Annotated in this window: 19 protein-coding genes; 1 reads left to right on the top strand and 18 read right to left on the bottom strand. The window is 68.8% G+C overall.

Annotation, left to right across the window (positions count from 1 at the left end; all coding sequences use genetic code 11):
• From ACIP6U_RS19310 to ACIP6U_RS19225, 18 genes are all read right to left on the bottom strand, one after another.
• Positions 1-2106: a phage tail tape measure protein gene (locus ACIP6U_RS19310; protein WP_401718995.1), complete on the bottom strand. Its 2106-nt coding sequence runs from the start codon at positions 2104-2106 to the stop codon at positions 1-3.
• 182 nt (positions 2107-2288) lie between these two features.
• Positions 2289-2699 (bottom strand): hypothetical protein, encoded by a 411-nt coding sequence (locus ACIP6U_RS19305; RefSeq protein ID WP_401718994.1) that lies wholly within the window; start codon positions 2697-2699, stop codon positions 2289-2291.
• A gap of 12 nt (positions 2700-2711) precedes the next feature.
• Positions 2712-3218 carry a hypothetical protein gene (locus ACIP6U_RS19300; protein ID WP_401718991.1) on the bottom strand — a complete coding sequence of 169 codons (507 nt, stop codon included), beginning with the start codon at positions 3216-3218 and terminating at the stop codon, positions 2712-2714.
• Positions 3218-3619 (bottom strand): hypothetical protein, encoded by a 402-nt coding sequence (locus tag ACIP6U_RS19295; protein WP_401719619.1) that lies wholly within the window; start codon positions 3617-3619, stop codon positions 3218-3220. The genes ACIP6U_RS19300 and ACIP6U_RS19295 overlap by 1 nt, the downstream gene beginning before the upstream one ends.
• Before the next feature lie 79 nt (positions 3620-3698).
• Positions 3699-4436 (bottom strand): hypothetical protein, encoded by a 738-nt coding sequence (locus ACIP6U_RS19290; protein WP_401718988.1) that lies wholly within the window; start codon positions 4434-4436, stop codon positions 3699-3701.
• Positions 4429-4626 carry a hypothetical protein gene (locus ACIP6U_RS19285; RefSeq protein ID WP_401718985.1) on the bottom strand — a complete coding sequence of 66 codons (198 nt, stop codon included), beginning with the start codon at positions 4624-4626 and terminating at the stop codon, positions 4429-4431. Before ACIP6U_RS19285 ends, ACIP6U_RS19290 begins: the two co-directional genes overlap by 8 nt.
• A complete protein-coding gene (locus ACIP6U_RS19280) occupies positions 4626-5075 on the bottom strand; it encodes a hypothetical protein (protein WP_401718983.1) in 450 nt (149 codons plus the stop codon). Before ACIP6U_RS19280 ends, ACIP6U_RS19285 begins: the two co-directional genes overlap by 1 nt.
• Positions 5076-5084: 9 nt before the next feature.
• Complete coding sequence (locus ACIP6U_RS19275) at positions 5085-5681, bottom strand: phage gp6-like head-tail connector protein (RefSeq protein WP_401718980.1); 597 nt, start codon at positions 5679-5681, stop codon at positions 5085-5087.
• 1 nt (position 5682) lies between these two features.
• Positions 5683-5934, bottom strand: a complete 252-nt coding sequence (locus ACIP6U_RS19270; RefSeq protein ID WP_401718978.1) for a hypothetical protein — start codon at positions 5932-5934, stop codon at positions 5683-5685.
• Positions 5935-6005: 71 nt separating this feature from the next.
• A complete protein-coding gene (locus tag ACIP6U_RS19265) occupies positions 6006-7415 on the bottom strand; it encodes a hypothetical protein (RefSeq protein ID WP_401718975.1) in 1410 nt (469 codons plus the stop codon).
• A 136-nt stretch (positions 7416-7551) separates the two neighbouring features.
• Positions 7552-8229, bottom strand: coding sequence for an HK97 family phage prohead protease (locus ACIP6U_RS19260; RefSeq protein ID WP_401718973.1), 678 nt, complete (start codon positions 8227-8229; stop codon positions 7552-7554).
• Positions 8226-9440, bottom strand: a complete 1215-nt coding sequence (locus ACIP6U_RS19255) for a phage portal protein (protein WP_401718971.1) — start codon at positions 9438-9440, stop codon at positions 8226-8228. The genes ACIP6U_RS19260 and ACIP6U_RS19255 overlap by 4 nt, the downstream gene beginning before the upstream one ends.
• 13 nt (positions 9441-9453) lie before the next feature.
• Positions 9454-10995 carry a terminase large subunit domain-containing protein gene (locus tag ACIP6U_RS19250; RefSeq protein ID WP_401718968.1) on the bottom strand — a complete coding sequence of 514 codons (1542 nt, stop codon included), beginning with the start codon at positions 10993-10995 and terminating at the stop codon, positions 9454-9456.
• Positions 10958-11233, bottom strand: a complete 276-nt coding sequence (locus ACIP6U_RS19245; RefSeq protein ID WP_401718966.1) for a hypothetical protein — start codon at positions 11231-11233, stop codon at positions 10958-10960. The genes ACIP6U_RS19250 and ACIP6U_RS19245 overlap by 38 nt, the downstream gene beginning before the upstream one ends.
• A gap of 545 nt (positions 11234-11778) precedes the next feature.
• Entirely contained in the window at positions 11779-12036 is a 258-nt protein-coding gene (locus ACIP6U_RS19240; protein ID WP_401718963.1) for a hypothetical protein, read from the bottom strand.
• 10 nt (positions 12037-12046) lie between these two features.
• Positions 12047-12343 (bottom strand): HNH endonuclease, encoded by a 297-nt coding sequence (locus ACIP6U_RS19235; RefSeq protein ID WP_401718960.1) that lies wholly within the window; start codon positions 12341-12343, stop codon positions 12047-12049.
• 135 nt (positions 12344-12478) lie between these two features.
• Positions 12479-12883: a hypothetical protein gene (locus ACIP6U_RS19230; protein WP_401718957.1), complete on the bottom strand. Its 405-nt coding sequence runs from the start codon at positions 12881-12883 to the stop codon at positions 12479-12481.
• Positions 12884-13075: 192 nt separating this feature from the next.
• A complete protein-coding gene (locus tag ACIP6U_RS19225) occupies positions 13076-13276 on the bottom strand; it encodes a hypothetical protein (RefSeq protein WP_401718954.1) in 201 nt (66 codons plus the stop codon).
• 110 nt (positions 13277-13386) lie between these two features.
• On the opposite strand from ACIP6U_RS19225, the gene ACIP6U_RS19220 reads away from it, so the two are divergent.
• On the top strand, positions 13387-13563 hold the full coding sequence (locus ACIP6U_RS19220) for a hypothetical protein (RefSeq protein WP_401718952.1): 177 nt from the start codon (positions 13387-13389) through the stop codon (positions 13561-13563).
• Positions 13564-13726 lie beyond the last annotated feature (163 nt).

Raw genomic sequence — 13726 nt, 5'->3', positions numbered from 1 at the left:
TCACCCCCCTGCGAACTTGATGACGTCGCCGCCGGCCTGGGTGCGGACGGACTCCTGGAAGAACTCGCGGAAGGCCCGACTCCCACCCTTGAACTCGATGGTGATGCGCTGCCCGCCCTGTCCGGCCGCCGCGGCCTGGGCGCCCACGATCGGCGCCAGGGATGAGACCGCCTGGGCGTTGGGCCGGTAGGCGGCCGGGTCGAGGAGACCGCGGGCGGCCTTGTCGACGACGCCGGCGTTGTTCTCGATGCCCATGGCGATACCGGCAGGGAACCAGTGGCCGATCTCGTCCGCGGCCAGCTTCGAGGGGGAGCCGATGTGCAGGAAGCCCTTGACCGGGTCGACGATGTACTTCGAGGCGAAGTTGGAGACCTGGGACCACAGCCAGCCGCCGTTGGCGCTGATGCCGTTCCACAGGCCCTTCACGAAGTCGAGACCGATGTTGTAGAGCTTGTAGGCCTGCGAGTTGAGCGCGCCGGCCAGGCGCCCGGGAAGGCCCTGCATCCACGTCATCAGGGACACGGCCTTCTTGACCGCGGCGTTCCTCATGCCCTGGTAGGCGCTGGTGATCGCGTTCCACAGCAGGCTGCCCAGCCCGGAGATGGCGTTCCACAGCATGCCGGGCAGCTTCGCCTGCCACAGCACCAGGTCGATCATCTTCTGAATGGCCCAGTCCTTGGCGGCGCCGAACCAGCCGGCGAAGCGTCCGGGGAGCTTGGCGAACCAGCCGACCGCGCCGGCGAACCACTTCACGGTGGCGTCGAACGCGCTGGTGATCGCACCCCACACGGTGGACCAGATGGTCTGGAACCAGGTGGTCTTCGTGGCGATGAGCACGATGGCGGCGACCAGCGCGACGATGCCGATGATGATCCACGTCATGGGGTTCGCGAGCATGGCGGCCGTGGACGCCCAGATCGCCGAGTTCCAGATGGTCTGAGCCGCGGTGGCGATCGCCGTGTAGGTGGCGTAGATCCGCTGGGCGACGGAGACGGCGAGGACCGCGGCGGCCACCCCGCCGAGGATCCCGATCAGCGGCCCGAAGGCGCCCTTGTTGTCCATGGCGAACGACACGAACGTGCCACCGACCTCGGCCAGCTTGACGGTGGCCTGCCGCTTGAAGGTCTCCAGCGCGGCGGACGGGCTGCTGCTGATGGTCTTCGCTGCCTGGTCCGTGGCCCCCTTGACCTTGCCGAGGGCGGCGACGGCACTGGAGGGGTCCAGGCTGTAGAGCGCCTTGCCGAGGTCCTCGGCCTGGGTGCCGAACAGCTGGGTGGCGATCTGCGCCTGCTTGACCGGGTCCTTGATCCCACGGAGCCGGTCGAGGGTCTGGTCGAGGGCGGCGCTGGCACCCTTGCCGCCCTTGCCGATCGTGGCGGCCATCTCCGAGGCGTTCAGGCCGATCGCCTTGAAGCCCTGCGCGGTGGTCGTCGAGCCGTCGATGGCCCGGATGCTGAACTCCTTGATCGCGTCCGCGACCACGTCCGCGTCCCGGGCGCCGCCCTTGAGGCCCTGGGAGAGCAGGCCCATGGCGGTTTTCCCGTCCAGGCCGAACTTGCGCCACTGCGTGCCGTACTCGTTGACGGTGTCGAGCAGGTCGTCGGCCTTGTTGGCGCCGGTCTGGAAACCACGGGTGAGGATGTCGAACGCCTCGTCGGCGTTCTTCGCCAGGCCGGTCTTGAGCATCTGCCCGACGGCCGCGGTGGTCGGGCCTACCTCCTGGTCGAACGTCTGCGCGAGCGCGAGGGCCTTGGTGGTGACGCCCTCCAGACCGCCCTTGACCTTGGAGACGTCCCCGATGTTGTTGTAGACGCCCTTGATGGCCTCGTTGACCTGTTCGGTCGACTCGCCCCAGTTGTTGGCGTAGACGTCCGCCGAGACCTTGGACAGCTTCGCGGCCTCGGCCGGCCCGACGCCGAGCTGCGCGGCGAGCTTCGCGTTGGCCGCCGACATGTCCATGGACGCCGCGACGCCGTAGCCCAGGGCGCCGCCGATCCCGGCCGCGATGCCGGTGGCGGCCGTATCGAACTTCTCCTTGACCTTGTTCAGGCCCTCCGAGACGCGCTCGCGCGTGACCAAGTTGAACACAAGTGAGGTGTCGCTCACTGGCCCGCCTCCCTTCTGGGTAGCGGGCGGTCAGCGCCCCGACTTCATCTTCTCGTTGGCCTTCTCCTGCGCTTCGACGTAGGAGTCGAGCCAGCCGAGGTAGGTGTCCGTCTCCTCGACGGTGAGCGTGTCCCAGTCGCGGCCCTTGATCCCGAGCAGGTACGCGGCTTCGCCGAGTCGCCTTATCCGGCGATCGGCAGACTCGCTTTTCCCTCTTCGTCAGGGTCCTCGTAGGCCTCGGCGATCTCCTGGTCGAACTTCTCCAGGACCGCGTCCAGTACGTCGGGGTCCACCGCTTCGGCCGCCGACTCCCGCATCAGCAGCAGCTCGCCCTTGGAGTGCTCCAGGGTCAGCTCGTTCCACTGGAAGGCGACGTCGTCGAACTTCAGCGTGGGGTGCTCCCGCTTGAGGAAGATGAACAGCAGGGCGCGCCGGCAGCGGCTGTTGCCCTTCTGAACGTCGACCGTGAACTCGGTGAAGTTCTTGCTCGTCAGCTTCTCGATCAGCTCCCGCTCGGGCGTCAGGAGCTTGTTCGGGTGGTACTTCCACCGCTTCGGCTCTTCGCTGCCCTCGGGTGTGTAGACCAGATACATGGGTGTCCCCCCTCAGTGGGCCCGGTCGGCGATGCGCTGGGCCATGTCGTTCATGGCCGTCTCGACGGCCTCCCGGTAGAGGCCTTCTCGGCCCTGGAACGCGCGGTCGAACCACTCCAACTTGCCGCGCTGCTGCACCCAGTTCTCGCGGTTGCCGTACACCGGGTGACGCCAGCCGCTCGCCCGGTTGGTGCGCTTGGGCGCGTTGGCGAAACCCCGGATGTTCTTGGTCTTGAAAGCCTTCACACGGGCCCCGGACCAGCGCCCGCCGAGCTTGACCTCGGGCCTGATCTTCCGGGCGATCGACGTGCGCAGCGCGGGAGTTGCCCCGTGCAGCGACACCATGCCCATGATCGAGTTCTTGGCCTGCTGGGCGCCCGGCTTCAGGGCCTCGCGCATGTTCTTCGCGAGATCCTTCCGCAGCGCCTTGCCGTCCTCCTCGGCCCGTAGCGCCCGCACGAGCGCGGCCAGGCTGTCATGGGTCTCGACACCGAGGCCGAACGGCGGGCTGCCGGCCATCAGGACGTCGCTCGGACCACGGCCCCCGACGTCGGGAAGCCCATCGACACGGTGGCCTCGTCACCGACCGACCCCGTGATCGGGTTCCAGCCGTTGATCAGGATGCTGCCGGTCCACTTCGGGTTCGACGCAGACGCCGCGGCCTGGTCGGCGCGCACCTCGAAAGGGACGACTAGACCGAGCAGCGGCCACATGATGGCGTCCAACTGCGAGGCGGCGAAGTCCTGGAGGAACTCACACCCCAGCTCGGCGGACTTCAGACCACCGATGACTTCCTTCCAGCCCAGCGACGCGTAGTTGGTGATGTCCTTTTCTTCCACCTCGGTGGTGAGCTCGGCCTTCTTGGTGAAAGCGTTGAGGACGTTGGAGTTGATGGACAGGTACTCGGCGAGCAGAACCATCTTCGGCACGGCTGGCCTCCCTTTCAGGCATGACGAGATGCCCGAACCCGTGAGGCGGGCCGGGCCGGGGATGGGTGGATCAGCCGATGCCGAGAGCAGCGGCGAACAGGAACGACGGCGTGGTGCCGGAGATCGTCCACGCCACGCGCCACCACGTGTCCGTGATGGCCGTGCCCGCAGTGCGCAGGGTCTGCCCGCCGACCGCGTTGGCTGCGGCGAACGTCAGGCGGGTAGTCGGGCTGGCGAACGTGTTGTCCACGGAGGACTCCACGCGCGCGGTGATGGACGGCGTGGTGCCGGCCACCGACAGCACGTGCAGCGACGCGTACATCCGCTTGTTCAGGGCGACCGCGCCGATTTGGAGGCCGGTGCCGACGCCGGTCGCGGTGCGGGCGGTGCCGGGCGGGTGGGCGAACTGGCCGCGCACCAGGGGCCACGCCGACTTGGCGGTGCCCGTCCACGGGGCGACCTCGCCGACCTCGCCGAAGAGCTTGTAGTCGGAGCGCAGGGCCTGCGTGAAGTAGGCCAGGTCCCCGACGGCCGCACTGGTGTTGGCGCTGATGGACCAGGGGCCGACGCCGCCGAGCTGCGCCCAGGAGGCGTCGTCGACCTTCGTGGCGTCCGCCGCCTCCCACTGTCCCTCGCCGGAGATCTCCGCCGAAGCGAGACCGCCGACGAACTCCTTGTAGGCCTGCGAGCCGTAGTTCGTGGACTCCTTGGCCTCCACCTCGGAGGACAGCTCGATCTTGTTGGAGTTGCCGGTGAGGTCGACACCGCCCGCGAAGCACCGCACGTTGGTCAGGACGGTCTTAGACATCGTCGCCTCCCTTCCCACGGCTCTTGCGGGCGCGCGGCGCCGGCTGGTCTTCGGCGTCCTCGGCGACACCGGAGGCGACCAGGTGCGCGCCCTGCGCCGTCGGCACGTCGACCTCTTCGCCCACGCCCGGCCAGGGCTCGCCGTTGAGCACCGCGCCCTCGGGCTGCTGCTGGGTGATCCGGATGCGCATCATGTCCTCCCGTCTCCGATGACCTTCACGGCGAGTTCGGCTCCGATGTAGCTGGCGCCTGCGTGCTCGTACCAGCGGTAGCCCGCCACGCGTTCCAGATGCAGGTCGTCGGCCAGGCCGCCGAGGGCGAGTTCGCCGGGGCCGCCGCGCGCGACTTCGAGGGCCTGTTTCAGCGAGGACTCACCGGCCCCGGACAACAGTGCGTCGAGGATCCGCTGACCGGATCGGTCATCGGCGCGGCTGGCCAGCACGCGGCAGGTGACCATCAGCTCGTCTGTGCCGCGCCCCATGGTCTTGTCAAAGGTGATGTCGACCTCGCCGACGAAGAACACCGGCGTCACGATCGAGTCGGGCGTGAAGCCGAGGCACTGCAACTTGCCGACGCCGGCGGGCAGGACGACTACGCGGGCAGCGTCCGCGATCGCGTCACGCACCAGGGAGATCTGCACGGCCGCCCCCTATCCGAAGCCGGGAAGGATGTACGGCTCGATCAGCGCCCACACGTCTGGGTCTCGGCGGGACAGGTTGCGCACGCCCCACTCACCGGAGCCGATGATGCCCTCGGGGCTGTCCTTGCGCTTGTAGAGGCGGGTGGCCTGGATCATCGCGGCCTCGGCGATGTCGTCCGGGACGGCCGGCCACCCAAACTTCGCGGTCACCCGAAGCCGAGTGGTCGCGATCCCCCACGTGGCCAGGGGGCGCAGCAGGCCCATGATCGGCTTGCCGTCCGCCAGCGCGTTGTCAGGGCTGGTCTCGTAGCCGGTGACCGACGGCCAGGAGGCGCCGGAGCCGGTCTCGACGACCATGCCGGTGTCGTCGCCGATGTCGTCGACAAGGAACAGGTCACCGTCGTCCTCGCGCACGATCCGCCCGCGCGGGTTGAAGGTGCGCTGTACCGGGTCGGTGTCGAGCCAGAAGCGGCGCCCGGTGGTCTTGTCGATGCTCCGGGACGCGGACAGCCGCGCCCGGTTCAGCAGTACGTCCCGGGTGGCGTCGTCGGCCTCGATGCTGAGCTGCGTCTTCAAGTCCTCCAGGGTGACGTACTCGTTGGCCACGTCACGCCTTGTCTGCGGCCCGCGCCCGGCGACCCCTCGGCGGGGTGCTGCGCTGCGCCGACTCGTCGTCGCCCTCGGTGGTCGAATCGTCGTCCTGGTCGACGAGTTCGCCGTCGGGCGAGTAGCCGCGCAGCCTGAGCTGCTCGTCCACGGCGGCGACGCGCTCGTCCATGCCCTTGCGGCCGGCGTAGCCCGCACGCTCGCGCAGCAGGGCGGCGACCATCGAGTCCTCGGTCTTGGGGGTGTCGCTCATGGGTCTCTCCTCGCTGGGGTGGTGGATCGTGCGGGCCCGCCGGAGTTGAAGCGGGCCCGCACGGTGAGGGATCAGACGCCGGTGAAGGCCGGGGTCACCAGGCCGGTGCCGCCGATCTTGCGGGCCTGGGCGTAGCGGTTGTGGGCGTAGGCGAAGTAGCCGTAGACCACGAGCAGGACACCGAGCGAAGCGGCCTTGGCCTGCTCGGCGCGGATGAACACCGGGGCGTCCGGGTCCTCCCACAGGTGGCACTCCTGCCGGTCCACGAGGTAGATCTCGTCCTCGTTGGTGCCAGCACCGAGGTTCGTCGCGATGTTGTTGTCGACCACGACAGGCGTGCCGTTGGGCAGGACACCGCGGATGCCGCGCCCGTAGGCCTCGGCGTAGTTCGCGCCGAGGGTCTGGGCGACGATGCCCGGCTGGGTGATGAGCGGCCAGGTGGCGCCCATGGCGTTCTGCATCCAGTACCAGCGGCGGGAGTGCATGACCGCCAGGTTGTCGCCGGACGCCATGTCGAGCATGGCCGCCTCGACGCCCGACAGGCCCTCCAGGACCTTCGGGTACAGCTCGGTAGCGGTCGGTGTGCCGTCGGTGTACGCGACCGCTGTGGCCACGGCGGACAGGCCGGTGGTGGCCTGGTTCAGCAGGGTGCTGTCGAGCGTGGTGGCGTAGCGCCGGAACAGGTCGTCCATGACGATCGGCTCGACGCCTGCTCCGCGCTCGATGGCCTGCCGGGACAGAGTCTGCTGTCCGGCGTTGGTCTGCACGTTGATCGGCATGAGCGTGTCGTCGATGTCCGTCTCGGACACGCCCGTGTTCTCCGATGCCTGGAGCGCGGTGCTCGTCGACGTCGTGATCCGCGACAGGTTCACGGTCATGCCCTGGGCGGGCAGGTCGTGCGGCGTGCAGGCGTCCGCGAAGGGACGCTTGGCAGCCGCGGCCGGGGCGTAGAGGTCAGTCAGGTACTGCGGGACCACCAGGCCGGCGAACGCCCCGGTGCCCGCAGCACGCTGCTGGTTCTGGGCGCGCTCCAGCTGGTCGGCGCGCTCGACGCGCTCCTCCTGCATGTGGCGGGCGAGACGGGCCTGCGCCTCGTAGTCGCCGACGAACGCCGCGGCGACGTCGCGCTCGAACATCGCGCCGCGGCGGTCCTGGTCGGGGCGGTAGGTCCGCTCGTCCTGGCCGACGCGGTGCACGCGGTCGTAGGCCGGAGCCCGGTTGGCCGCGGGGACCGTGCGTGCCTGGAGAGCGGTGAGCTCGTCCTCGCGGACCTGCTCCTGCTCCAGTCCCTCAAGGGCCGTCTGCCGGCGGGTGACCTCGGCGTCTGCGGCGTCGCGGGTGGCGACTCGCGCGGCGACCGCTTCCTCGGTCAGGTTTTCGTCGGAGCGCAGCGCCATCAGCCCTTCCTGCTCCTGCTGTCGGGTGGTGATCGCCGTCTCCAGCGCGGTGCGCGCCTGGGCGATCAGCTCGGCGAGAGTCATCTCGGCGGACCTTTCTTCTCGGATTCCAGGGCGCCCCGGTCCCAGACAGACGGCCACCCGAGGCATGGCGCCGGGTGGTCTCGTGCGCGCAGAGCGCAGGGCAGTAACTCCCGCCGGGCGGCGGGAAGATCAGGGGTCAGCGGGCGAGTGCGATCTCCAGCAGCGCCCGGGCCCGGCTCGATGCCGGCGGTGCGGCGGGCTGGCGCATGCTCGCGTCGGTGTACGGGTTGGCGCCGTAGCCGACGATCGCGACGTCGCCGCGGTGGATGTCGTACCGGTTGATCCGGTACTCGGTGTAGTCCGGGGACCACTGGCCCGACTCGATGCGGAACGCGAACGACATCTCGTCGACCAGGCCCGACCGCAGCTTCGGAGCGATGTACGCGACGTCGTAGTCGCCCGGGTCCAGGGCGGGGGCGCGGACGTCGAGGCCCGCGGCGGACTCGGTCAGGAACAGCGTCCCGGTCGTGGTGCGCGCCATGCGGCGCAGCTGGTCGTGCCCGAGCACGAGCGGCACGTCGAGGTCGGCGCGCGCGAGGGAGTCGGCGCCTGCGCCCTCGGTGACGATCTCCGTGTAGGGGCCGAACATGTCCCACATCTCGTAGGCCTGCTCGTACACGGTCGCCCGTCCGGTGAACTCCAGCGTGCCGCCGCCGTCTCCGGACTCGCGGACCTGGACGCCGGACAGCGCTGCGCGGACCGTTGCCCGCGCACTCGCGGCTTCCGCGCACCGCCGCTGTGAGGGCCGGTCGGCGCGCTGGCGGATGGTCTGGGCTCGTTCGGCCGCGGCGGCGGCGAGCGCGGGTGTGGTCATGGCGTAGCTCCCGGTACGGCGGTCGTGGGCTGGGCGGGTACGGAGCGCGAGCCGAAGAGCCGGTCGAACTCGGCGAGCTGGTCCTCGGTGAAGGGCGGCAGGTTGTCGAGCGCCCGCGCCTCGGACGGCGCGAGCGTCCGGTTGGTGATCCGCGCGCCGATCGTGCGGGCGCGGGCCTCGGGGTCCATGCGCAGCAGCGCGTCCGTGTTGAGCTTCACGAACCGCGGGCCGGAGACGAGCTTGCGGCTGAACGCGTCCTCGCGGCGGCCGACTGCCGGGCCCAGATTCATGATCAGGAACTGGAGGTTGCGCTGCGTCATGTTGGCGTAGGTGATGCTGCTGCCCGCCACCGCAGCGTCGATCAGGTCGCCCGGGCAGCCGAAAAAGCGGGCGATGTCCGAGGCCCCGTACTGACGGGCCTCCAGAAACGACGACTGCGAGGCCACGGCCTGGATCGGCTTGTACTCCCAGTCATTGCCGTGCACGAACAGGCCCGAGCTGTCGACGGCCGCCTTGAAGTTCTGCCGGGCGATGCGGGCGCCGTCTACGTCCACGGTCTTCTGGTTATTCTTCAGCTCGGCCAGGGGCACGGCCCCGCCGGCGAACCAGTCGCGGGCGAACTGCTGGGCGCTGAGGGACTCTTCGATCGTCCAGGCGGCGAACGCCACGGGTGACAGACCGAGCGGGCAGCCAGCGACCGTGTACTGCTTCTCGTGCCAGACCTCCCACGGCTCGTACTCCTTGCCGTTGATCACGAACTTGGTGATCGTCGGGCCATTGCCGCGGACCGCAACAGCGCCCAGCTCCACCAGGTCGACCCGTCCGGGCAGGCCACGCCCGTCGGGGCCGATCACACCGGAGCGTTCGGTGATGATCCCGAAGCAGTTGCCGCCCCGGTCCAGATCGAACTCCGTGGAGTACATCCACTCGCGCATCCCGACCTCGCCCCCGCCCGGGGAGACCAGGACCGGGGGCTTGGGCACCTCGACCTGGATGCCGGTGACGTACCGGTAGACGTCGATCGGGAAGCTGGACATCAGGTCCGCGCGCAGCCGCAGGCACGCCCACACCGCCGAGTTCCTGAGCGCGGTCTCGTTGGTGACATGCACCCGGGGGCTCCGGCGCTCCCTGGACCGGGACAGCAGGTCCTCGGCCGACGTGATCTGTGCGTCCCGGGAGAACGCGCCCTTCAACCTGGACCAGGCGCCCACGGCTCGCCCCCTCTCACGCGAACGAGTCCGCGATGTCGTAGTCGTCGATCACGTGAGGGCCCCGGATCAGGAGCGCCCAGCGGGCGAACGTGGCCGCACAGAACGGGCTGATCTCGGTCAGCGAACTCGTGCGGTCGAGCGTCCAGGCATCGCCGTTACGGCGCGTCCGGGCTCCGTTCACCGCAGCCGTGAACGGCACCTGGTCGAGGTGCACGACCGTGCCCTGGTTCATGGCGTCAGCCATCTGACCGCACGCCTCCGTGACGTCCCCGGACCGCATCACGGCCAGGTCGCCACGCATCGGATGCTCTTTGTCCTTGGGCACGTCGATGCCCGCCGCGATCAGGTCGTCGATCAGCGAACCGGCCGGGGCGCCCGAGCCCGCGACGGCCACAGCCACCGGCTTCCACAGGCTGTGCAACCGGACGATGGCAGGGACCACCCAGTCCGTACCGGGCCGGTACGCCACCACCTCCAGGTGCACCTTGCCGTCCGGACGCAGGGAGGCCGCGCTGATCGCCGCCCGCTTCCGGTCCTGCGACACGTCGATGGCGAGCGCGACACTGTCCGCCACCGGCCTGCTGTCCGCGTCGACCAGGCTCGGCCACTTGTCCTTCGGCACGTTCGGGTCGGTGGGCGGCGTCGGCTTTCGGGTGCGGTTCAGGTAGGCCCGGTCGAACTCGGCCGGGTCCAGCTTCACCAGCTCTGCGGCGATGACCGCCTCGGTGACTGTGTGGCCCAGCGCGGGGAGCGTTGCGTACCAGGTCGCCGGATCATCGCGTGGCATGTCCTCCGGGGCGAACCACTCGAAGTAGCAGACGCCTGGCCACTCGCCGGACTTCCAGGCCGCCTCGATCAGCGCCCTTCCGATGGCTCGCTTCTTGTTGAGCCACACCGACTTGGTGGTACCTCCCGCCGAGGCCCACCACAGCTGAGCCATGGGCCGCGTTGTCATCGCTGGAGAGAACGCTTGCTCTAGCCGGTCGTCCTCGTGCTTGAACGCCTCGTCGATGATCCCGAGGTCCAGGGCGGGACCGTGCCCGGCCGACTCGGTGTTGGCGGTGATGCCCATGCGAGACCGGGTCGCCGGCCAGAGGATCTTCTCGTTGCCGTTCGACTTGCGGATCCGCGCCCGCTTCGCCAGGTCGGAGTCTGAGATTTTCTCCCAGAACTCATCCTCCCAGCGCTGCCGCGCCATGTTCCTGTCCTGCGCCGCGTAGATGATGTTCTGCCGGTGCCACGCCATCGCCCGGTGAACCTGTAGGCCCAGGATCAACTCCGTCTTGCCCTGCTGCCGCGACACCGACAGGCCGGCCTCACGGTGGACGAACACCCCGTCCTCGTCCAGTTCAAGGGCGACGTCCGTGACGTACTTCTGCCACGGCATCGGCGGGGCGCCGAGTCTCTCCATGACTTTCCACAGCTTCGGCCCCAGGGACTTCCGTGCAGGGTTCCGAGGTGTGCCCCACAGCGGCGGGCACTCCAGCCCGTACCGCTCCTTGAGATCCTCGGCGAACTCAGTCGGGGGACGCCAGATCTCCGAGGTCGTCGTCATCGTCAGCGGCCCGCCCCTCCAACAGCTGGGCGAGCGTCTGACGGAGCTCGCGGATCAACTGGGGGAGCAACCGGTCCTCCTGAGACACCGGCTCGCCGCACGTCTCGCACTGGGCAGTCGCCGCAGCGTCGATCCGGTTGGCCAGCGTGTACGCCAGCTCGGACAGGGACGGCTCGACTCCGACCAGGTCGCCGAGCTGCTCGACGTCGCTGCGCACGGCGTCCTCGACCGAGCCCATGGCGCCCCCTTCCAAGATCGTCCGGGCGTCATTGGCTCGGGGGGAGAAAAATAAAAGCTGGGCGCGGGGTTGAGAAATGTCCGATTTCTAAAAGATCAGCGGAGATCCCGGCCGAGTCGACCTCGTCAGCTCGGACCGACCGCTTCGCAAGCCCCTGACCTGCATGTTCATCGCGTTTCACGGCGGGCTCGCGCGTTGCACATCGTGCCTGGTCAGAGCGTTGTGATTGGCGCGCGAGGGCCTCGATTTGGTGGCCGCTCCTGCATGTGCTGATGCGTCGCCAAATCGTGCGTCGCGCGCGTGAGTTGCACCTCTCTGACCTGCATGTTTGTGCAGTTGCCTGCATCGTCGCAGGTCAGCGCTTCTCGGTGCCGACGATCCTGGGGTTGGCCAGCAGATCGACCCAGTCAGGGGTGCACTCCTTGCTTGCCCACGCTCCGGGAGTTGCGTAAACGTGCAGGTCAGGGCGTTGCGACTGGTGTGCGGGGTGCGCGATTTGGCCTCGCGTCCACCATGTGCGGAGCAGGCGAGCAAATCGTGCAGAGTCACGCGCCATCGATGGCCAGTCCAACGGGAGGCACCTTGAGGGGTGTGGTCCGCTCCTCCTGTGCCACGTCGCCAGTGGCCTCGTCGACGTACTTGCGGCCGGCCTCGTTGCACAGCAAGGCCACGTAGCGGATCTGTCCCGCCTCGATGGTGATCGGCCCTTCCCACGGCACGTCGCTCGGGTCGATGTCGTTGGCGGTCAGCCACGCAGCTACGGTTTCGCGCGGCCCGTAGGGGGTCTTGACGGGTACTGGCATGACGTCCTCTCTACGGTCCGGCGAACCAGTCGACCGAGGTGACCAGTTGCACCACCTCGGACAGTGGGCGGTTGCTCTTCTCGCTGTTGCACTTGCGGAGGCAGACGGGGCAGCCGGTCACGCCGTGGATGGGTGCGAGGTTGTCGGGGTCGAGCTTGGCGCCGCCCTTGCTGCGGGGGTGGATGTGGTCGACGGCGTCGGATGCGCTGTGGCCGCAGACGATGCACACGTCGGATGTGGCGAGGATGCGGGCGCGTACCTGCCGGTACTCGTAGCTGGTGAGGTCGCTGCCACTGGTCACGCTCACCCCCGGAAGCTGATCGGCGCCCCGTTGCCTAGGGCGGGGCGCCGTCACGGTCCTTGCGGATACCGCATCCCTCGATTGCTGCCGGGTGCACCACGATGCGGGAGAGCGGCAGCCCCGGTTGGGACCTCTGTGGGGTCAGGACGTGCAGAGGCTTGCTTTGAGCGCGGCGTTGATGGCCTGGGCCTCGGCGTCTGTGACCTCGTGGTCGGAGGTCGAGAAGCGGGCCTTGGCCGTCTGGTCGGCGTTGCCGCCGCCGCTGATGGTGGAGCACTGGTTCCGCGCGTTGTCGATGGCCTTGTCCTCGTCGGTGACGAGGGCGGGGTTGATGGCCTTGAGGACTTCGATGAGCGCGGTGCGCGTCGCGGCGTCCGGCTTGGGCGGGATCCCGGCCGCCTTCTCTGCGGCGCTGTAGTCGGCGCTGGGCTCGCTGCTGCTCTTGGTGGCCTCGGCTTTGTCGCTGCCGCTGTCGTTGCTGCCGCAGGCGGTCACTGTGAAGGCGAGCGCGGCCGTGATGGCGGCGATGGTGATGCGGATACGCATGGTCCCCCCTGGGATGCTGTGCCTGAGGAGCCATCATGCGGTAGGCGGGGAGAGCGCGAAGACGCGGTGACGGTGCTGTGACACGACGAAGCCCCGGCTGGGGGGACCTGGCCGGGGCTTCGTCGTGCGTTTGTGGTGCCGTGTGAGGGCACAGTTGTTCACCGAGATCGTTACACGCTGTCTGACCTGCGGTCAAGCGGCGGGGCGTTCCTGCCGTTTGGCGAGGAGCGCGGCGACGTCTGCGACGGCGTACCAGGGCTGTCGTGGGGTGCCGCCGGAGCGCTGGAGTTGCCCGCGTCGGACGAGCTGGCGGACGGCATCGAGGCCGATGCCGAGGGTCCGCGCGGTCTGGTGGGCGGTGAGGTGGCCGGGCCGGATCATCTGCGACTCCATGCCCTCAGTGTGGCCGTGTAACGGTCTTGGCCGAAGTCCAGTGGGTAGTTTGTCTCTTCTGCTTACCTGGCATTCAGCGTGGGCACATGGCCCCGCGGTTGGGGGGTGCGATGAGCAACAACAGTTCGGACAGGGGCGTACTGGTCTTCTGTGCCTTCGTGGCTTGCCTCCTGCTCTACCTGTTCTGCTGGTTCTTGGTCGGCATCGGCATCGTCTCGTGGACCGGTGCGCTGGTGTGTGCTGGGGTCGTCGTGGTCCTGGTCGCCCTGGGCGGCTTGGCGAGGTAATGCGGCAGTGAGTGAGGCCGTGGCGGACGTCAGAGAGGCCGTTTCCGGGGCCTGTTGGGGGTCCCTGGAAGCGGCCTCACTGGGTCACTGAATCGGTGTTTGCGCAGGTGGCGGCCAGTGACCTTGCTCAGTGACCCGCCCAGTGGATAGTCACTGGATCACT

Origin of the sequence: Streptomyces sp. NPDC088794 (assembly GCF_044750545.1) — a bacterium.
In the GTDB taxonomy this organism is placed as follows: domain Bacteria; phylum Actinomycetota; class Actinomycetes; order Streptomycetales; family Streptomycetaceae; genus Streptomyces.
The sequence above is the reverse complement of the archived record's forward strand: the minus strand, read 5'-3'. Positions and strand labels throughout refer to the sequence as shown.

Coding starts and splice junctions, on each gene's coding strand:
- ACIP6U_RS19230 (WP_401718957.1), bottom strand. CDS start 12,883: ATGCGTATCCGCATCACCATCGCCGCCATCACGGCCGCGCTCGCCTTC.
- ACIP6U_RS19260 (WP_401718973.1), bottom strand. CDS start 8,229: ATGACCACACCCGCGCTCGCCGCCGCCGCGGCCGAACGAGCCCAGACC.
- ACIP6U_RS19245 (WP_401718966.1), bottom strand. CDS start 11,233: ATGGGCTCGGTCGAGGACGCCGTGCGCAGCGACGTCGAGCAGCTCGGC.
- ACIP6U_RS19295 (WP_401719619.1), bottom strand. CDS start 3,619: ATGGTTCTGCTCGCCGAGTACCTGTCCATCAACTCCAACGTCCTCAAC.
- ACIP6U_RS19225 (WP_401718954.1), bottom strand. CDS start 13,276: ATGGAGTCGCAGATGATCCGGCCCGGCCACCTCACCGCCCACCAGACC.
- ACIP6U_RS19220 (WP_401718952.1), top strand. CDS start 13,387: ATGAGCAACAACAGTTCGGACAGGGGCGTACTGGTCTTCTGTGCCTTC.
- ACIP6U_RS19285 (WP_401718985.1), bottom strand. CDS start 4,626: ATGCGCATCCGGATCACCCAGCAGCAGCCCGAGGGCGCGGTGCTCAAC.
- ACIP6U_RS19240 (WP_401718963.1), bottom strand. CDS start 12,036: ATGCCAGTACCCGTCAAGACCCCCTACGGGCCGCGCGAAACCGTAGCT.
- ACIP6U_RS19265 (WP_401718975.1), bottom strand. CDS start 7,415: ATGACTCTCGCCGAGCTGATCGCCCAGGCGCGCACCGCGCTGGAGACG.
- ACIP6U_RS19305 (WP_401718994.1), bottom strand. CDS start 2,699: ATGTATCTGGTCTACACACCCGAGGGCAGCGAAGAGCCGAAGCGGTGG.
- ACIP6U_RS19300 (WP_401718991.1), bottom strand. CDS start 3,218: ATGGCCGGCAGCCCGCCGTTCGGCCTCGGTGTCGAGACCCATGACAGC.
- ACIP6U_RS19290 (WP_401718988.1), bottom strand. CDS start 4,436: ATGTCTAAGACCGTCCTGACCAACGTGCGGTGCTTCGCGGGCGGTGTC.
- ACIP6U_RS19270 (WP_401718978.1), bottom strand. CDS start 5,934: ATGAGCGACACCCCCAAGACCGAGGACTCGATGGTCGCCGCCCTGCTG.
- ACIP6U_RS19250 (WP_401718968.1), bottom strand. CDS start 10,995: ATGACGACGACCTCGGAGATCTGGCGTCCCCCGACTGAGTTCGCCGAG.